The organism is Micrococcus luteus (genome assembly GCF_014138885.1).
Taxonomy (GTDB): domain Bacteria; phylum Actinomycetota; class Actinomycetes; order Actinomycetales; family Micrococcaceae; genus Micrococcus; species Micrococcus luteus.
In genome coordinates this window covers 446,740-464,916 of the sequence record NZ_JACJIK010000001.1, presented here as the reverse complement: position 1 = coordinate 464,916, position 18,177 = coordinate 446,740, and the positions used below count along the sequence as shown (strand labels likewise).

General features: G+C 73.6%; 14 protein-coding genes. 13 read left to right on the top strand and 1 reads right to left on the bottom strand.

The window, feature by feature from the left end; genetic code table 11:
• Positions 1-18: 18 nt before the first annotated feature.
• The 9 genes from HDA34_RS02025 (at position 19) to ndk (ending at position 11,292) form a co-directional block, all read left to right on the top strand.
• Positions 19-744, top strand: a complete 726-nt coding sequence (locus tag HDA34_RS02025) for an ABC transporter ATP-binding protein (protein ID WP_010078844.1) — start codon at positions 19-21, stop codon at positions 742-744.
• Positions 734-1,657: an ABC transporter permease gene (locus HDA34_RS02020; protein WP_044659090.1), complete on the top strand. Its 924-nt coding sequence runs from the start codon at positions 734-736 to the stop codon at positions 1,655-1,657. Before HDA34_RS02025 ends, HDA34_RS02020 begins: the two co-directional genes overlap by 11 nt.
• Positions 1,654-2,922 carry a uroporphyrinogen-III C-methyltransferase gene (cobA, locus tag HDA34_RS02015; RefSeq protein ID WP_101967219.1) on the top strand — a complete coding sequence of 423 codons (1,269 nt, stop codon included), beginning with the start codon at positions 1,654-1,656 and terminating at the stop codon, positions 2,920-2,922. Before HDA34_RS02020 ends, cobA begins: the two co-directional genes overlap by 4 nt.
• Positions 2,919-4,352 carry an FAD-dependent oxidoreductase gene (locus tag HDA34_RS02010; RefSeq protein WP_134377139.1) on the top strand — a complete coding sequence of 478 codons (1,434 nt, stop codon included), beginning with the start codon at positions 2,919-2,921 and terminating at the stop codon, positions 4,350-4,352. Before cobA ends, HDA34_RS02010 begins: the two co-directional genes overlap by 4 nt.
• A 61-nt stretch (positions 4,353-4,413) precedes the next feature.
• Complete coding sequence (locus HDA34_RS02005; RefSeq protein WP_134377140.1) at positions 4,414-5,049, top strand: TIGR03085 family metal-binding protein; 636 nt, start codon at positions 4,414-4,416, stop codon at positions 5,047-5,049.
• A gap of 278 nt (positions 5,050-5,327) precedes the next feature.
• The gene (gene ileS / locus HDA34_RS02000; protein ID WP_095695639.1) at positions 5,328-8,744 is read left to right on the top strand and encodes an isoleucine--tRNA ligase; all 3,417 of its coding nucleotides are present in this window, start codon (positions 5,328-5,330) and stop codon (positions 8,742-8,744) included.
• Positions 8,744-10,297 (top strand): bifunctional folylpolyglutamate synthase/dihydrofolate synthase, encoded by a 1,554-nt coding sequence (locus HDA34_RS01995; protein ID WP_098092957.1) that lies wholly within the window; start codon positions 8,744-8,746, stop codon positions 10,295-10,297. The genes ileS and HDA34_RS01995 overlap by 1 nt, the downstream gene beginning before the upstream one ends.
• Positions 10,294-10,794: a DUF4233 domain-containing protein gene (locus tag HDA34_RS01990; RefSeq protein WP_036316917.1), complete on the top strand. Its 501-nt coding sequence runs from the start codon at positions 10,294-10,296 to the stop codon at positions 10,792-10,794. The genes HDA34_RS01995 and HDA34_RS01990 overlap by 4 nt, the downstream gene beginning before the upstream one ends.
• A gap of 75 nt (positions 10,795-10,869) precedes the next feature.
• Complete coding sequence (ndk, locus tag HDA34_RS01985; RefSeq protein WP_012750845.1) at positions 10,870-11,292, top strand: nucleoside-diphosphate kinase; 423 nt, start codon at positions 10,870-10,872, stop codon at positions 11,290-11,292.
• A gap of 86 nt (positions 11,293-11,378) precedes the next feature.
• On the opposite strand, the gene HDA34_RS01980 is transcribed toward ndk, so the two are convergent.
• Entirely contained in the window at positions 11,379-12,038 is a 660-nt protein-coding gene (locus HDA34_RS01980; protein WP_134377141.1) for a vitamin K epoxide reductase family protein, read from the bottom strand.
• Between the two features lie 397 nt (positions 12,039-12,435).
• On the opposite strand from HDA34_RS01980, the gene HDA34_RS01975 reads away from it, so the two are divergent.
• The 4 genes from HDA34_RS01975 (at position 12,436) to obgE (ending at position 18,176) form a co-directional block, all read left to right on the top strand.
• Positions 12,436-15,612: an Rne/Rng family ribonuclease gene (locus HDA34_RS01975; RefSeq protein ID WP_233437072.1), complete on the top strand. Its 3,177-nt coding sequence runs from the start codon at positions 12,436-12,438 to the stop codon at positions 15,610-15,612.
• A 232-nt stretch (positions 15,613-15,844) separates the two neighbouring features.
• Positions 15,845-16,150, top strand: a complete 306-nt coding sequence (gene rplU, locus HDA34_RS01970; RefSeq protein WP_002853919.1) for a 50S ribosomal protein L21 — start codon at positions 15,845-15,847, stop codon at positions 16,148-16,150.
• A 51-nt stretch (positions 16,151-16,201) separates the two neighbouring features.
• A complete protein-coding gene (gene rpmA, locus HDA34_RS01965; protein WP_002853915.1) occupies positions 16,202-16,459 on the top strand; it encodes a 50S ribosomal protein L27 in 258 nt (85 codons plus the stop codon).
• A gap of 169 nt (positions 16,460-16,628) precedes the next feature.
• Positions 16,629-18,176: a GTPase ObgE gene (gene obgE, locus HDA34_RS01960; RefSeq protein ID WP_020622077.1), complete on the top strand. Its 1,548-nt coding sequence runs from the start codon at positions 16,629-16,631 to the stop codon at positions 18,174-18,176.
• Position 18,177: the final 1 nt, after the last annotated feature.

Below are 18,177 nucleotides of genomic sequence, written 5' to 3'. Positions count from 1 at the left end.
GGCGGGACGGGAGCGGTCATGACAGTGGTGATGGAGGACGTGGGCAAGAGCTTCGGCGGGCCCACGCCCGTGCTGGAGGACGTCTCCGTGCGGATCGAGCCGGGCGAGTTCGTCTGCCTGCTCGGCGCGTCCGGATGCGGCAAGTCCACCCTGCTGAACATCATCGCCCGGCTCGAGGCGCCCACCGCGGGCGTCGTCAAGACCCCCCGGGAGGGGGCCGCGTTCATGTTCCAGGACGCCGCCCTCTTCCCGTGGCTCACCGCCCGCGGCAACATCGAGCTCGCCCTCCGCTTCGCCGGTGTGGCCGCGGGGGAGCGTCGGGAGCGTGCCGGGGAGCTGCTGCGCCTCGTCCACCTGGACGACGCCGCCGACCTGCGACCCCACCAGCTCTCCGGCGGCATGCGCCAGCGCGTCGCCCTGGCCCGGGCCCTCGCCCAGGACCGCCCCCTGCTGCTCATGGACGAGCCGTTCGCGGCCTTGGACGCGATCACCCGCGACCTGCTGCATGGGGAGCTCGAGCGCGTGTGGCGGCAGACCGGTCGGACGGTCGTGTTCGTCACCCACAACGTGGCCGAGGCCGTCCGCCTCGGCCAGCGGGTGCTGCTGCTGTCCTCACGTCCGGGTCGCGTCGTCGCCGAATGGGACGTGCCCGCGGCCGCCCGCCACGACGCGCCCGCCGCGGCCGCCCTCACGGCCGCCATCACCGCCCGACTCGGTCAGGAGATCCGTCGCCATGCGCACTGACACCCCCACCCTCGACGCCCCCGGCCGCGCGCCGGGGGCCGCCACCGACGACGAGCTGCGCGAGCTCGACAGCGGCCTCGACGCGCTCCAGGCCGTCGACTCGACCCGTCGGACGGGTCTGGCCGGGTGGGACTGGAGCCGGGTCCTGCTCCCGGTGGCCGCCGTCGTCCTGCTCGTGGCGATCTGGCAGGCCTTCGCGTGGCTGGCCGGTGCGCGCGGTGAGCCGATCACCGGTCCCGGTGACGTCGTCGGGGCCTTCGGGACGCTGTGGGCGCAGGGCCTCGTCCAGCAGGCAGTGGCGACGTCGGTGGGCCGCGCCGTCGTGGGCTTCGCACTCGCCGTGGTCGTCGGCGTCGGGCTGGGCCTCGTGCTCGGACAGGTCGGCGTCCTGCGGCGGGCGTTCGGCCCGCTGCTCACGGCCCTGATGGTGCTGCCCAACGTGGCCTGGGTGCCGCTCGCGGTGCTGTGGTTCGGCCTCAGCGACGCCACCGCGTACTTCGTGATGCTCACCGGCGCCGTCCCCGCCGTGGTCGCCGGCCTTACCACCGGCACGGACCAGGTGCCGCCGCAGCTGCGTCGCGCGGCCCGGGTGCTGGGCGCCTCGCGTCTCGAGACCGCCCTGCTGGTGGTCCTCCCGGCCGCCCTGCCCGCCTTCGTCTCCGGCCTGCGCCAGGGCTGGGCCTTCGCGTGGCGAGGCCTCATGGCCGCCGAGATCATCGCCGTCGGCGGGCCCATGGGCGTGGGACTCGGGACCCTGCTCCACGAGGGACGTGCCGCGTCCGACCTCGCCGTCGTCCTCTGCGCCGTCCTGACCATCCTGGCCGTCGGCGTCCTCGTCGAACTGGCCGCATTCGGCCCCGTCGAGCGGCGCATGCTGCGCCGCCGCGGGCTGCTGGAAGGGAGCACGCGATGACCGCGTCCGATCTGTACCCCACCTCCCTGCGTCTGCTCGGCCGGCCCGTCCTGGTCGTGGGCGGCGGGCGCGTGGCCGGCCGCCGCATGGGCGCCCTCCTCGACGCCGGCGCGCTCGTCACCGTGGTGGCCCCGGAGCCGGGGGAGGAGGTGGAGCGGCTCGCGGCGGCCGGCCTGATCACCCTGCACCGCCGCCCCTACCGCCCGTCCGACCTCGACGGGGTCTGGTTCGCCCAGACCGCCACCGGCGACCGGGCCGTGGACGGGGCCGTGGCCTCCGACGCCGAGGCCCGCCGCGTCTGGTGCGTCGACGCCTCCGATGCCGAGTCCTCCGCCGCCTGGACGCCCGCCGTCGTCCGGGCCGGGGACGTGACCGTGGCCGTCAACGCCGGGGGAGACCCTCGCCGCGCCCGCGCCCTGAAGGATGCGATCACCCTCGCCCTGTCGACGGGGCGGCTGCCGCTGCGCCGGCGGCGCGCGTCCGCCGAGCCCGGCCGCGTGGCCCTCGTCGGCGGCGGCCCCGGCGACTCCGGGCTCATCACCGTGCGCGGCCGACAGCTGCTCGCGGAGGCCGACGTGGTGGTCGCCGACCGGCTGGGCCCGCGCGCCCTCCTGGCCGAGCTGGACCCGGCGGTGCCCGTGATCGAGGTCGGCAAGGCCCCCGGGAACCACCTGGCCACGCAGGACGAGATCAACGCCGTCCTGGTCCGGGAGGCCCGGGCCGGCCGCCTCGTCGTCCGGCTCAAGGGCGGCGACCCGTACGTGCTCGGCCGCGGCGGCGAGGAGGCAGCGCACTGCCGCGCCCATGGCGTCGACGTCGAGGTGGTCCCCGGTGTCACGAGCGCCGTCTCGGTGCCCGCCGCCGCGGGGATCCCGGTCACCCATCGCGGCGTCGCCACCGGCTTCACGCTGGTGACCGGCCACGAAGAGCTGGCCGAAGTGCCCACCCGGGCCGACCACACGCTCGTCCTGCTGATGGGCGTGCGTCGGCTCGCGGACACCGCGCGCCGACTGACGGAGCGCGGCCTCGACGGTGCGACGCCCGTGGCGATCATCGAGCGTGGCTGGATGCCGGACCAGCGGGTCACCGTGGGCACGGTGGAGACCATCGCCGCGCAGGCGGCCGCCGTCGGTGTGGAGAACCCCGCCGTGATCGTCGTGGGCGACGTCGTGCGCTTGAGCCCCTACGCCACCGGCGCGCCTGCGGCCGCCGCCCCTGCCCCGATCTTGACCCTGAACCCGACCTCCGAAGGAGCACGAGCATGACCCTGACCCCCTCGGCCTCGAGGCCTGACCGCCCGTTGCGCATCGCCATCATCGGTGCCGGACCCGCCGGGGTGTACACGGCGGACATCCTGACCAAGGAGGAGCGGGACTTCCGCGTCAGCATCGACCTGTTCGACCGGTACCCGGCCCCGTTCGGCCTGATCCGCTACGGGGTGGCCCCGGACCATCCGCGCATCAAGGGCATCGTGAACGCCCTGCACAAGGTCATGGACCGGGGCGACATCCGTTTCCTGGGGAATGTGGACTACGGCACGGACCTGAGCCTGGCGGACCTGCGTCGGCACTACGACGCGATCGTGTTCTCCACCGGGGCTGTGCGCGACGCGGCCCTGGACGTGCCCGGCGTCGAGCTGGCCGGCTCATTCGGTGGCGCGGACTTCGCCGCCTGGTACGACGGGCACCCGGACGTGCCGCGGCACTGGCCGTTGGAGGCCACGCAGGTGGCGGTGATCGGCAACGGGAACGTGGCCCTGGATGTGGCCCGGATCCTGTCCAAGCATGCCGAGGACCTGTTGCCCACCGAGATCCCGGACAACGTGTACCGGGACCTGGCCGCGTCCCCGGTCACGGACGTGCACGTGTTCGGTCGTCGCGGGCCGGCGCAGGTGAAGTTCACCCCGTTGGAGCTGCGGGAGCTCGCCCATTCCCGGGATGTGGACATCGTGCTGTACGAGGAGGACTTCGACTTCGATGAGGCCTCGGAGCAGGCGATCGAGGAGAACAACCAGGTCCGCACCATGGTGGGCACGTTGACGAACTGGCTCATGGAGCAGGAGGACCGTCAGCAGAGCGCTTCCCGCCGGCTGCACCTGCATTTCCTCCAGGCCCCCGAGGAGTTCCTGGACGAGGACGGGGACGGCCGGGTGGACGGTCTGCGGATGCGTCGGATGGAGCTCGACGGCTCCGGTGGGGTCCGCCCGACCGACGAGACCGTGGACTACCCGGTGCAGGCGGTCTACCGGGCCGTGGGTTACTTCGGGTCCCCGGTGGAGGGGGTGGAGTTCGATGAGGTGCGCGGTGTGATCCCGAATGCGGAAGGCCGGGTGCTGGACGCGGACGGTGCCCCGGTGCCGGGTCTGTATGCCTCGGGGTGGATCAAGCGGGGCCCGGTGGGGTTGATCGGGCACACCAAGGGTGACTCTCTGGAGACGATCAAGCATCTGATCGAGGACGAGCCGGGGCTGTGGACGGCCCAGGAGCCCTCGGAGGAGTCGGTGATCGAGCTGCTCGAGTCCCGCGGCGTCCCGTACACGACGTGGGCTGGTTGGCATGCTCTGGATGAGCATGAGAAGTCCTTGGGTGCGCAGGCGACGGAGGCCGGGCCGGTGGCGCGGGAGCGGGTGAAGGTCGTGGACCGGGAGGAGATGACCCGCATCTCCCGCGACGGGGCGTCCGTCCCGACCGCCTGATCCGGGCCGGGCGCGGCCCACCCCTCGCCCGCGCCGCGGCCCGCTCCCTACCGTGGTGCCCATGACCACCTTCGCCGCAGCCGAACGTGCCCGCCTCGCTGACCTCCTGCTCGAGAAGGGCCCCGACGCGCCCACCCTGTGCGGCGGCTGGAGCACCCGCGACCTCGCCGCCCACCTCTGGCTGCGGGAGAGCCGGCCCGACGCCTTCGCCGCCCTGTTCATCCCGCCGCTGTCCCGCCACCTCGACCGCCTGACCGCGGACACCACGCGCCGCGACTACGCCGAGGTCGTGCGGGAGTGGGCCGCGGGCCCGTCGGCGCTGAACCCCATGCGGGCGGCGGATAGGCACGTGAACGCGGCCGAGCACTTCATCCACCTCGAGGACGTCCGGCGCGGCGAGTCCGCGGCCAGCGGCTCGCTGCCCGCCCCGCGCTCGTTCTCCCCGGACGAGGAGGACGCCCTCTACCGCTCGCTGCGCCGCATGGCCCCGCTGTTCCTGCGTAAGTCCGCGGCGCCGGTGGTCCTCCAGGGCCCGGGTCGCGCCCCGGTCACCGTCACCCGTGGGGCCGTGGCGCTGCGGGCGCCCGTCACGGTGACCGGCGAGGTCGGGGAGCTCCTCCTCTGGGCCTCGGGCCGGGACGCCGTGCACGTGGAGATCGACGGCGACGCGTCGGCGGCCGTGCGCACCGCCCTCTGACGCGCTCCGGCCCCGCGACCACGGGCCGGCGCAGCGTCCACTACACTGGCGGGCATAGGCGTCGACCCGGCCATCACCGGCGAGCCTCCGGAAGAACGGGCCGCACGGCCCCAGTAGAACCGGACGGGTAAGCCCGTCACAGCAGTCATCAAGCGGCCGGCACCCCGGGGACCTCCCGACGCCGGCAAGCAAGGTGGTACCGCGTCCGCGGCCGGCCGGAGGGTCGGGCCCTCGGGCGTCCTTGCACGGAACCGACGCCCCGGACGCAAAGGACCCCCGTGTACCCCCTCGCCTCCTCCGCCCCTGACGGCCGCACCCCCGCCTCCCCGCGCTTCCCGGAGATCGAGCGCCGCATCCTGGCGTACTGGGACGAGGACGGCACCTTCCAGGCCTCGATCGACCAGCGTCCCACCCGGAACGAGGACGGCTCGCAGAACGAGTTCGTCTTCTACGACGGCCCGCCCTTCGCCAACGGCCTGCCGCACTACGGCCACCTGCTCACCGGGTACGTCAAGGACCTCGTGGCCCGCTACCAGACGCAGCAGGGCCGCCGCGTGGAGCGCCGCTTCGGCTGGGACACCCACGGCCTGCCCGCCGAGCTCGAGGCGATGAAGCAGCTGGGCATGACGGACAAGTCCGAGATCGAGGCCATGGGCATCGACACGTTCAACGACGCCTGCCGCTCCTCGGTCCTGAAGTACACGGACCAGTGGCAGGACTACGTGACCCGCCAGGCCCGCTGGGTCGACTTCGAGAACGACTACAAGACCCTCACCCCGGACTTCATGGAGTCCGTGATCTGGGCCTTCTCCGAGCTGCACCGCAAGGGCCTGACCTACCGCGGCTTCCGCGTCCTGCCCTACTGCTGGAACGACGAGACCCCGCTGTCCAACCACGAGCTGCGCATGGACGACGACGTCTACAAGATGCGCCAGGACCCCTCGGTCACCGTCACGTTCCCGATCACCGGCCTCCCGGCGGACCCCGCCCTCGTGCCCGACGGCGGCGCCGACGCGGCGCTCGCCGCGCACCTGGCCGGCGTCCACGTCCTGGCCTGGACCACCACGCCCTGGACGCTGCCGACCAACGCGGCCCTCGCCGTCGGCCCCCAGATCCAGTACGCCGTGGTGCCGGCCGGCCCCGAGGGCGCGACCGCGGACGGGGACCGCTTCCTCCTGGCCGTGGACCTGGTGGGCGCCCACGCCAGGGAGCTCGGCTACGCCGATGCCGACGCCGCCCGCGCCGCGGTCACCGAGACGATCCCCGGCGCCCGCCTCGGCGGCCTGGCCTACGCGCCGCTGTTCACGGACGTGTTCGACGCCCACCGCGGGGAGACCTTCACCGTCAACGGCCGTGACCTCGGCGTCGAGGGCGCCCACCGCATCCTCGTGGACGACTACGTCTCCACCGAGGACGGCACCGGCGTGGTCCACCAGGCGCCGGCCTACGGTGAGGACGATCAGCGCGTGTGCGAGGCCAACGGCATCCCCGTGCTGCTCTCCGTGGACTCCGGTGCCCGGTTCCTGCCGCTGTTCGCCCGCGAGGACGTCGGGCGCGGCGACCTGCGCGAGATCGCCGGCGTGCAGGTCTTCGAGGCCAACCGCACGATCATCCGCGCCCTGCGCGCCCTGGGCCGCGTGGCCCGCGAAGCCTCCTACGAGCACTCCTACCCGCACTGCTGGCGGTGCCGCACGCCCCTGATCTACCGCGCGGTGACGTCCTGGTACGTCAAGGTCACCCAGATCAAGGAGCGCATGCTCGAGCTGAACGAGGAGATCACCTGGATCCCCGGCAACGTGAAGCACGGGCAGTTCGGCACGTGGGTCGCCAACGCGCGCGACTGGTCCATCTCCCGCAACCGGTACTGGGGCTCGCCCATCCCGGTGTGGGAGTCCGACCACCCCGACTTCCCCCGCCAGGAGGTCTACGGCTCGCTCGCGGAGATCGAGGAGGCCTTCGGCCGCCTGCCGCGCAACGCCCAGGGCGAGGTGGACCTGCACCGCCCGTGGGTGGACGACCTCACCCGCCCCCACCCGGACCCCGAGGCCGCCGCGGCCGGTGCGGTCATGCGCCGGGTCGAGGACGTGCTGGACGTCTGGTTCGACTCCGGCTCCATGCCGTACGCCCAGGTGCACTACCCGTTCGAGCGCGCGGACTGGTTCCCCACGCACAACCCGGCGGACTTCATCGTGGAGTACATCGGCCAGACGCGCGGCTGGTTCTACACCATGCACATCCTGGCGACCGCCCTGTTCGACCGGCCGGCCTTCTCCCACGTGATCTCGCACGGCATCGTGCTCGGCTCGGACGGACAGAAGATGTCCAAGTCGCTGCGCAACTACCCAGACGTCACGGAGGTCCTGGACCGCGACGGCGCGGACGCCATGCGCTGGTTCCTCATGGCCAGCCCCATCCTGCGCGGCGGCAACCTGATCGTCACGGAGGAGGGCATCCGCGAGGGCGTCCGCCAGGTGCTGCTGCCGGCGTGGAACGCCTACCACTTCTTCACCCTGTACGCGAACACCGCGCACGACGGCGGCGCCCGCCCCGAGGGGTACCGCGCGCAGGAGCGGCACACCGCCGAGGACCCCCTGGACCAGTACATCCTGGCCGCCACGGGCCGCATGCTGCGGGAGGTCAAGACCGGCCTGGACGCCTACGAGGTCTCGGACGCCACGGACGCGCTGCGCGGCTTCATGGACACGCTGACCAACTGGTACATCCGCCGGTCCCGTGAGCGGTTCTTCGACGAGGACACCGTCGCCTTCGACGTCCTCTACACCGTTCTCGAGGCCTTCACCCGGGCCGCCGCGCCGCTGATGCCGCTGATCGCCGAGGAGATCTGGCGCGGTCTCACGGGCGGCCGCTCGGTCCACCTGACCGACTACCCGGACGCCGACCTGTTCCCCCACGGGCCCGAGGCGGACTCCCTCGTGGCCCGCATGGACGCCGTGCGCCGCATCAGCTCGGCCGGCTCGGCCCTTCGCAAGGGGGCCGGGCGCCGGGTGCGCCTGCCGCTGCCCCGCCTGTCCGTCGTCGTCCCGGACGCGGCGGGCCTCGAGGGCACCTACGCCCGCATCGTGGCGGACGAGCTGAACCTCAAGGACGTCGAGCTCACCGAGCTCTCGGAGGAGGCGATCGCCCGCTACGGCATCGGCACGGAGCTGAAGCTGAACTTCCGCGAGCTCGGCAAGGCGTTCGGCAGGCAGGTGCCGCTCGTGAAGCAGGCGGTCGACGCCGGCGCCTACGAGGAGACGGCCGAGGGCCTGGCGGTCACGCTCGCCGACGGCGAGACCGTGACCCTGGCCCCCGCGCTCTACGAGCTGCGCACCGTCTCCACCGGTGCCCCCGAGGGGACCACGGTGGGCGTGCTGCCCGGCACCGCCGGCTTCCTCGTCCTGGACACGCAGGTCACCGCGGAGCTGGCCGCCGAGGGCACCGCCCGGGACGTGGTCCGCGCCGTCCAGGCGGCCCGCAAGGACGCCGGCCTGGACGTCTCCGACCGCGTGCGCACGCGGATCGAGGGCCCCACCGCCGTGGTGGCGGCGCTCGAGGCCCACCGCGGCCTCGTGGCGGAGGAGACCCTCACGGTGGACCTGGAGCTCGTGGACTCCGGCGCGGCCGACCCGCGCAAGGACCCGGCCGACGACGCCATGAAGACCGTGGCCGTCACCGTCGCGAAGGCGGACGCGTGATGCGCGGGGACGTCCCGGGCACGGTCGAGGAGGTCTACCGGGACCTGCTCGCCCGCGCTCCGGAGAACAAGATGCAGCCGCGGCTCGAGCCGATGCGGCGCGTGCTCGCGCTGCTCGGCGACCCGCAGCACGCGGCCCCGGTGATCCACCTGACCGGCACCAACGGCAAGACGTCCACGGCGCGGATGGTCGAGGCCGTCCTGCGTGCCTACGGGCTGCGCACCGGGCGCTACACCTCGCCGCACCTGCAGCGCGTCACGGAGCGGATCAGCATCGACGGCGCCCCGGTGGCCGACGAGACCTTCGTGCGCGTGTGGGGGGAGATCCTCCCGATCGTGCAGACCGTGGACGCGGAGCTCGAGGCCGCGGGCGAGGTCCCGCTGACGTACTTCGAGGCGGTCACCACGCTGGGCTTCGCGGTGTTCGCGGACGAGCCCGTCGAGGTCGTCGTCCTGGAGGTGGGCCTCGGGGGTGTGACGGACGCGACCAACGTCGCGGACGCCGTCGTCTCCGTGGTCACCCCCATCTCCCTGGACCACACAGATCTGCTGGGGGAGACCGAGGCCGAGATCGCCGAGGAGAAGGCCGGCATCATCAAGCCCGGCGGCGCCCTCGTCTCCGCCGCCCAGGAGCGCGACGCCGCCCAGGCGCTGCTCGAGGCGGCGCGGGCGGCCGACGTGCCGTTCCGCTTCGAGGGCGTCGAGTTCGGCGTGCTCGAGCGCTCCCTGGCCGTGGGCGGCCAGCAGGTGTCCGTGCGCGGCCTCGCGGCCGAGTACCGGGACCTGTTCCTGCCGCTGCTCGGGGAGCACCAGGCGCAGAACCTCGCGGTGGCCGTGGCGGCCCTGGAGATGTTCCTGGGCGGCGGCGAGCGGCCGCTGGACGAGGAGCTGCTGCGCGAGGGGCTGTCCCAGGTCACCTCGCCCGGCCGGCTCGAGGTGCTGCGCACCGCCCCCACGCTCATCGTGGACGCCGCCCACAACCCGGACGGCGTGCGGGCCACGGCCCGCGCGGTGCAGGAGGCGTTCGGCTTCACCCGCCTCTCGCTGGTCGTCGGGATCCTCCAGGAGAAGGACGCGCCGGCCATGCTGGCGGCGCTCTACCGGGCGTTCGGCGACGACGTGGAGGACCTCGCGGTGACGCAGTCCTCCTCGGCCCGCGCCATCCCGGCGGGGGAGCTGGCCCGCATGGCCGTCGACGCCGGCTGGCCCGAGGACGACGTGTACGCCACCGAGTCCGTGCCGGACGCCCTCGAGTGGGCGGTCGGCCGCGCGGAGGCCCTCGAGACGAGCGCGGACGAACTGGCCTCCGGCACCGGCGGCGGTGTGCTCGTGCTCGGCTCGATCACCCTGGCCGCCGAGGTCCGCACCCTCGTGGGCGAACCCCGGCATGCCGGCCCTGTCACCGTGGCCGCCCGCGGCCTCGACCCCGCCGACCTGCTCGACGCCGTCGGGCTGGCGGACGCCGACGAAGACGATCTGGACCCGGAGATCCTCGAGCTGCTCGAGGACCGCGACGACGCCGGCGCCCGCCGCCGGCCGGAGGAGGACCGATGACCCCCGACCAGCCGGAGACCGGAGGCGCCACGGAGCAGGGGCGCTTCGGCGACGAGTCCTGGCGCCCCGCGCGTGAGACGCGAGCCCAGCGGCAGTGGCGCCCCGGCACTCGTCGGCGCCGCCGCTCCGTGCGCGCCCTGTTCACCTCCACGATCCTCATGCTCGAGGCGGTGCTCATCTTCTTCCTCGGGCTCATGCTGTTCGGCATGCACCGGGACGAGCCGGGCGCCTGGTGGTTCGTGGCGGGCTACTCCGCGCTGGCCGTCGTCGCGGTGCTGACCTGCGCCCTGGTGCGCAAGCCCGTCGGCATCGCGATCGGCTGGGCGATCCAGGCCGTCCTGCTGGCCTCCGGCTTCTGGGAGTACTCGATGTTCGTGGTGGGGGCCCTCTTCGCGCTGACGTGGGCGTACGCCGTGATCAAGGGCGGTGCCATGGACGTCGAGAACGCCCACCGGGACCGCCTCGAGGCCGCCTGGGAGGCCGAGCACGGACGCTGAGACCCGGGCCCCACTAGGGTGGGGCGGGAACCGGACCGCGCTCGCGGCCGTCCGACGACGCTAGGAGCACACCCCATGACGCACCACACCGAAGAGACCCTCGTCCTCATCAAGCCGGACGGGGTGGCCCGCAACCTGGTCGGCGAGATCCTCGCGCGCATCGAGCGCAAGGGCTACGTGATCGCCGATCTGAAGATGCTCACGCCCACCCGCGCCATGTTGGAGCGCCACTACGAGGAGCACCAGGGCAAGCCGTTCTTCGAGCCGCTGGTGGCGTTCATGGCCTCCGGCCCCGTGGTGGCCGCGCGCGTCACGGGCGATTCGGTGATTGAGGGGTTCCGCTCGCTGGCCGGCAAGACCGACCCCACCGTGGCCGCCCCGGGCACCATCCGCGGCGACCTGGGCCGGGACTGGGGCGAGGCCGTCCAGAAGAACCTCGTCCACGGTTCGGACTCGACCCTTTCGGCCGAGCGCGAGCTCGCGATCTGGTTCGGCTGAGCCCGTTCCGGGCCCGCACGACGGCGGCCGGTCACCCTGGTGGGGTGACCGGCCGCCGTCGTCGTGCCCGGTGGGGGAGCGCGGGCTCAGTCGATCCCGATGACCCCGAGGCCCAGTTCCAGCAGGATCGAGGCGAACACCAGGACGTAGAGGAGCACGATCACGGGCCAGGCCAGCTCCCGGGCGAGGCGGACGAGACCGGCCGGGGCCGGCAGCGTGCCGGTCTGCAGGTTCCGGGACGTCACGAGCACGAGCTGGGCGATGACCATGGCCCACACGATCATGCAGTAGAGGCAGAGCGTGCCGATGCTGTAGACGGCCGAGTACCAGAGCCACACGCAGAACGCGAAGCCCGCCAGGATCCCCGCGTTCATCAGCAGCCAGTACCAGCGGGCGAAGCGGGCGCCGGCGAGCAGGGACATCCCCACGGTGATGAGCACGGAGAACGCGACCACGCCGATGTACGTGTTCGGGAAGCCGAAGGTGTGGGCCTGCCACGACTGCATCACCTGGCCGCAGGACACCCACGGGTTGAGGTCGCAGGACGTGCGGTGCGTCGGGTCCGCGGTGAGGAGGGCGCGCTCGACGATGATGACGATCGTCGCCGTCAGCGCCACGAGCGAGGTGATCAGGAGCAGCGCCGCCGTCCCCGCGGGCCGGGCGTACCAGGTGAGCCGGGCCTCCTCGGCGGGGATGTCGTCGGCGGGGGAGAGGCGGATGTCGTCCGTCAGCGGGGTCGCAGGCATGGACACGATTCTAGGCGCGTGCCCGGGGCGGATGTGAGAGAATCGGCCCTGGCCGTCCCGTGGCCACACCGCGGGGCAGCCCGCTGCGCGCCCGACGTCGGGCCGCCGCCGAGGCGCCCCCGCGTCGAGCATCGTGCGGGAGGTGGACGCCGGGCCTCGCCCGTGTGCGTCCGTGCGCCGGCCGGCGGACGGCACGTGACGCCCAGGCCCCGATCTCGAGGGCGCAGCGGTTCCGCGCCGGGCCCTGACGGTCGACGCGGTCCACCCGATGACTTCTCGGAGTCCGCCTCCCGGCGCACCCGTGGCGCACGGCGCCCGGGGCAACGCGGCCGGCGGCGGACGCGGACACGCCGGGCGGCGGCGAGTGTGGCGTCGTCGGTCGGCGGGAGGTGCTGCCATGGCGGCCAACAACGAGGACACGACCCGCGCAGACGAACGCGTGGAGGAGACGGCCGAGCAGGCCGTGACGCAGACCGCGGCGGACACCGCCGCCGGGGCGGTTCAGCCGGAGCGGACCCCCGCGTCCGACGACGCCGCGGACGCGCCCGAGGAGCCGAGCGCGCCGACGCTGCAGGTCGACCCGACCGACCCGTTCGCCGTGCCGGCGAACCTGATCGAGGTCCTGCGCACCGAGACCACGTCCCGGCAGCGCTCCGAGGACGAGGACGCCGGAGAGTCCGAGGACCGGGCCGAGGGCGCCGTGGTCTCCCGCCGGCGCCGCCGACGCCGCCGCGGCGAGGTGGACATGGAGCTCGACGGCGGCGAGGCCGGCGATCCCGAGCACACCGTCACCCGCGTGCGCGCGCCGCGCCAGGCCGTGAGCACCGCCTCGGACACCGTCCAGAGCGTCAAGGGCTCCACCCGGCTCGAGGCGAAGCGCCAGCGCCGCCGCGACTCCCGCTCGGGCGGGCGTCGCCGCACCGTGATCACCGAGGCCGAGTTCCTGGCCCGCCGCGAGGCCGTGGACCGCAAGATGCTGGTGCGCCAGCGCGACCAGCGCATCCAGATCGCCGTGCTCGAGGACGGCGTGCTGGCCGAGCACTTCGTCTCGCACACCACGCAGGACTCGATGATCGGCAACGTGTACCTGGGCAAGGTCCAGAACGTGCTGCCGTCCATGGAGGCCGCGTTCGTGGACATCGGCCGCGGACGCAACGCCGTGCTCTACGCGGGCGAGGTCAACTGGGACGCCGCCCAGCTGGACGGCAAGCCGAGGAAGATCGAGAACGCGCTCAAGTCCGGCGACACCGTGCTCGTCCAGGTCACCAAGGACCCGGTGGGCCACAAGGGCGCCCGTCTGACCAGCCAGGTCTCCCTGCCCGGCCGCTACCTCGTGTACGTGCCGGGAGGCTCGATGACCGGCATCTCCCGCAAGCTGCCGGACGTGGAGCGCTCGCGTCTGAAGAAGATCCTCAAGGACCACCTGCCGCAGGACGCCGGCGTGATCGTGCGCACCGCGGCCGAGGGCACCTCCGAGCAGGAGCTGCAGAACGACATCAACCGTCTGCGCGCCCAGTGGGAGGGCATCCAGGAGAAGGCGTCCGGCACCAAGGTGCTCGCCCCCGAGCTGCTCTACGCCGAGCCGGACCTGACCATCAAGACGGTCCGCGACGTCTTCAACGAGGACTTCTCCGCCATGCTCGTGCAGGGCGAGGCCACGTGGGACAACATCGAGGCCTACGTGACCTACGTGGCCCCGCACCTGCTGGACCGGTTGCACCACTGGGTGCCGGAGGACCACGACGGCGAGGACCTGTACGCCACCCACCGCGTGGACGAGCAGCTCCACAAGGCGCTCGAGCGCAAGGTGTACCTGCCCTCCGGCGGCTCGCTCGTGATCGACCGCACCGAGGCCATGACCGTGGTGGACGTGAACACCGGCAAGTTCACGGGCTCCGGCGGCAACCTCGAGGAGACCGTCACCAAGAACAACCTCGAGGCCGCCGAGGAGATCGTCCGGCAGCTGCGCCTGCGGGACATCGGCGGCATCATCGTCATCGACTTCATCGACATGGTGCTCGAGGCCAACCGCGACCTCGTGCTGCGCCGTCTCGTGGAGTGCCTGGGCCGGGACCGCACGAAGCACCAGGTCGCCGAGGTGACCTCGCTCGGCCTGGTCCAGATGACGCGCAAGCGCATGGGCACCGGGCTCGTGGAGGTGTTCTCGGAGACCTGCGAGCACTGCGCCGGCCGCGGCATCATCATCAAGGACACCCCCGTCGAGCGGGGCCGCTCCGGCGGTGAGCAGCGCGGCGAAGCGGAGGGCCGCCGTCGTCGCCGGCGCCGGGGCAACGGCGAGGGCGAGCACGCCCACGCCGCCGCGGCCACGACGACGGGCGCCGAGCACGTCGACTCCGAGGACGAGCGGCAGCGCCGTGAGCGGGCCGAGGCCGCCCGGGTCGCCCTGCACTCGATCGCGAAGGCCTCCGGCAAGGTGGCCGAGGACGAGACCCCCGCGCAGGAGCCCGCCCCCGCCGAGCAGGCGGCGGACGCCGCCGAGGACTCAGTGGCCGAGGCCGTCGAGGCTGCGTCGGCCGGGCCCGCGAAGGCCGGGCAGCCGGCCGGGGCGGACGAGGAGGAGACGCCGCGTCGCCGGCGCCGTCGGGGCCGCCGCCGCGGCCGGGGCCGCACCGAGGAGTCGGGGGACACCGGCGCCGAGGTCGCGGGCTCTGAGGATGCCGCGCGGTCACACGACGACGGCCCCGCCGAGTCCGCCGATCAGCCCCGTCAGACGGAGGAGGAGGCCGAGCCGGCCGCCGCCGAGGCCCCCGAGCACCAGGACCCGGTCGCGCAGGCCGAGGAGGCCGAGTCCCCGGAGGACGCGGACGCGCAGGACGACCGTCCCCGCCGGTCCCGGCGTCGTCGGGGTGGCCGTGGGCGGTCCCGGCGGGACGGCGAGGCGGCCTCGACCGAGACCGACGCCGAGGACCAGGGCGCGGAGCGCGCGACGCCGTCGCGGCACGACGCCGCGGACGCCGAGTCCTCGGCGGCCGCGCCCGCGGAGGACGCATCGGAGCCGGTCGAGGATGCCTCGGCGCCCGTGCCCGCCGAGGATGCCCTGGCGCCCCGGCGCCGCCGGTCCCGCCGGGCCTCGAGCGACGGCGTCGTCCGTCCGGCCGCCGGTGCGGACGCGTCCGCCGAGCGGACGGCCGACCGCACGGACGCGGCTCCGGTGGAGGCCACCGAGCCCTCGCCCGAGGAGTCCACGGACGCCACCGAGGTCCACGAGCAGCCCGCCGCCCCGGCCGCCGTCGAGGAGGCCGTGATGGTGGAGCCTGCGGCGACCGAGCCGACGGCGGAGCCCACGGCGGACGCGGACCAGGCGTCCGCCGCGGACGCCCCGACCGAGGCCCAGGCGGCCCCGGCGCCCGGATCGCCGCGCCGGCGCTCGCGTCGTGCCGTGTCGTCCGACGGCGTCCACGTCCAGGTCCAGGCCGCGCCCGGCGGCGCCCAGGGCGGCCGCTTCACGGCGGCCGTGGCCGAGGCGTCCACCCCCGCCGAGCCGCAGGGTGCCGCCCCGGTGATGCTCGGCGTCGGCGTGAAGGCCGCCGACCTGGCCCGTCGCGGCCGCTGACCGTCGTCGGTGCCGCCGCCCCGGGCCTGCCCCGGGCGGCGGCGACGCGCCGACACGCCTCTGTTTGGTCCGGATGCCCGGCAGCGAGTATGCTGGACCATCGGTGTTCACCGCCCGCACGCTCCCGCATGTCCCGGTGAGGGACCGCCGGACCCGGACGCAGCCGCGGTCGAGGTGCGGGCGAGCAGAACCCGATCTGATCCATTGAAACGTCGAGAGAAGTGAGTCCCAAGTGGTGTACGCGATTGTCCGCGCTGGCGGCCGCCAGGAGAAGGTTTCCGTCGGAGACCTCGTTACCCTTGACCGCGTTCCCGCTGAGACCGGTGGCTCCGTCGAGCTGCCCGCTCTGATGCTGGTGGACGGGGACGAGGTCAAGGCTGGCGCCGATGCCGCCGGTGTGAAGGTGACCGCCGAGGTCGTCTCCCACTCCCGTGGCAAGAAGGTCGTCATCATGAAGTACAAGAACAAGACCGGCTACAAGAAGCGCCAGGGCCACCGCTCTGAGCTGTCCACGGTCAAGATCACCGGGATCGCCTGAGCCGTCACCGGCACCGGCGAAACCGAGCATCCGAGAGGTTAGGCAACAGCAATGGCACATAAGAAGGCCGGCAGTTCCTCGAAGAACGGCCGCGACTCGAACCCGCAGTACCTCGGCGTCAAGCGCTACGGCGGCGAGGACGTCAACGCCGGCGAGATCATCGTCCGCCAGCGTGGCACCAAGTTCCACCCGGGCCGCAACGTCGGCCGCGGCAAGGACGACACCCTCTTCGCGCTGTCCGCGGGCTCCGTGGCCTTCGGCCAGCGCCGCGGCCGCAAGGTCGTGGACATCGTCCCCGCCGCGGAGTGATCTGACACTCGTGCGGTCTGCGTGCGGACCCTCGCCCGGCGAGGACACCCGCACCCCCTGACGCCCCGGCGGGGGCGGGCCCGGCATCCACCGGACCCGCCCCCGCCGTCGGCGTCTCCGGCCCCTGGGCCGTCTGAGTCCGATCCCTCCAGCCCCTAGGAGCACTCCCATGGCAGCCTTCGTGGACCGCGTGGTCCTCCACCTCACCGCCGGCAACGGCGGGCACGGGTGCGTCTCCGTGCATCGCGAGAAGTTCAAGCCCCTGGGTGGCCCCGACGGCGGCGACGGGGGCGACGGCGGCGACATCACCCTCGTGGTGGACTCGCAGACCACCACGCTGCTGGACTACCACCACGCCCCGCACCGGTCCGCTGAGAACGGCCAGCCGGGCATGGGCGACCACCGCGAGGGCAAGAACGGCCAGTCGCTCGTGCTGCCCGTGCCGGACGGCACGGTGGTCAAGGATGAGCAGGGCAACATCGTGGCCGATCTCGTGGGGGAGGGCGCGACCTACGTCGCCGCCGCCGGCGGTCAGGGCGGCCTCGGCAACGCGGCTCTGGCCTCCGTGAAGCGCAAGGCGCCCGGCTTCGCGCTGCTCGGCCTGCCGGGGGAGAGCCGGGACCTGACGCTCGAGATCAAGACCGTGGCGGACGTCGCGCTCGTGGGCTTCCCCTCGGCCGGCAAGTCCTCCCTCATCGCTGCCCTGTCTGCGGCCCGTCCCAAGATCGCGGACTACCCGTTCACCACGCTCGTGCCCAACCTCGGGGTCGTGCAGGCCGGCGACGTGCGCTTCACCGTGGCCGACGTCCCGGGCCTGATCCCCGGTGCCTCGGAGGGCCGCGGCCTCGGCCTGGAGTTCCTGCGCCACGTCGAGCGCTGCGCCGCGCTCGTGCACGTCCTCGACTGCGGCAGCCTCGAGTCCGACCGCGACCCGATCGCCGACTTCGAGGCCATCGAGGCCGAGCTCGAGGCCTACGCGGTGGAGCCCGTCTTCTCCCAGGGCGGGGAGGGCGTCGTACCGCTGAACGAGCGGCCCCGCCTCATCGCCCTGAACAAGACCGACCTGCCCGACGGCGCCGCGATGGCGGACATGGTCCGCGACGAGCTCGAGGGCCGTGGCCTACGGGTCTTCGACATCTCCGCGCTGGCCCGCGAGGGCCTGGACGCCCTCAAGTACGCCATGGCCGAGCTCGTGGCGGAGGCCCGTTCCCGGGTGGTCGAGCCCGCGCCGGCCGCGCCCGTCGAGGTGCCGCGCCGGCATCGCCGCCGTGGCGAGCGGGCCGAATTCACGATCCGCCGCGAGGAGCGCAACCTCGAGCCGCTGTTCCGCGTGCGCGGCGAGAAGCCCGAGCGGTGGGTCGCCCAGACGGACTTCCAGAACGACGAGGCGATCGGCTACCTTGCGGACCGGCTCCAGCGGGCCGGCGTCGAGGACGGCCTGTTCAAGGCCGGTGCGAGGCCGGGCGACGCCGTCGTGATCGGCGACGACGTCACGGGCGTCGTCTTCGACTGGGAGCCCACGCTGTCCGCGGGAGCCGAGCTGCTCGCCGGGCCCCGTGGCACCGACCTGCGGCTCGACGAGCGCACCCGCGCGACCCGCGCGGAGAAGCGCGCCGAGCAGGATGCCCGCCGGGCCGCCCGTGCGGCGACCCGGGCCGAGATGGAGGCCGAGCGACGCTCCGGCCTGTGGACCGACACCGACGATCGAGAGGGATGAT

Excerpts from the sequence above, each read along its gene's own strand:
- HDA34_RS02025 (WP_010078844.1), top strand. The coding sequence starts at position 19 with ATGACAGTGGTGATGGAGGACGTGGGCAAGAGCTTCGGCGGGCCCACG.
- HDA34_RS02020 (WP_044659090.1), top strand. The coding sequence starts at position 734 with ATGCGCACTGACACCCCCACCCTCGACGCCCCCGGCCGCGCGCCGGGG.
- cobA (WP_101967219.1), top strand. The coding sequence starts at position 1,654 with ATGACCGCGTCCGATCTGTACCCCACCTCCCTGCGTCTGCTCGGCCGG.
- HDA34_RS02010 (WP_134377139.1), top strand. The coding sequence starts at position 2,919 with ATGACCCTGACCCCCTCGGCCTCGAGGCCTGACCGCCCGTTGCGCATC.
- HDA34_RS02005 (WP_134377140.1), top strand. The coding sequence starts at position 4,414 with ATGACCACCTTCGCCGCAGCCGAACGTGCCCGCCTCGCTGACCTCCTG.
- HDA34_RS01995 (WP_098092957.1), top strand. The coding sequence starts at position 8,744 with ATGCGCGGGGACGTCCCGGGCACGGTCGAGGAGGTCTACCGGGACCTG.
- HDA34_RS01990 (WP_036316917.1), top strand. The coding sequence starts at position 10,294 with ATGACCCCCGACCAGCCGGAGACCGGAGGCGCCACGGAGCAGGGGCGC.
- ndk (WP_012750845.1), top strand. The coding sequence starts at position 10,870 with ATGACGCACCACACCGAAGAGACCCTCGTCCTCATCAAGCCGGACGGG.
- HDA34_RS01980 (WP_134377141.1), bottom strand. The coding sequence starts at position 12,038 with ATGCCTGCGACCCCGCTGACGGACGACATCCGCCTCTCCCCCGCCGAC.
- HDA34_RS01975 (WP_233437072.1), top strand. The coding sequence starts at position 12,436 with ATGGCGGCCAACAACGAGGACACGACCCGCGCAGACGAACGCGTGGAG.
- rpmA (WP_002853915.1), top strand. The coding sequence starts at position 16,202 with ATGGCACATAAGAAGGCCGGCAGTTCCTCGAAGAACGGCCGCGACTCG.
- obgE (WP_020622077.1), top strand. The coding sequence starts at position 16,629 with ATGGCAGCCTTCGTGGACCGCGTGGTCCTCCACCTCACCGCCGGCAAC.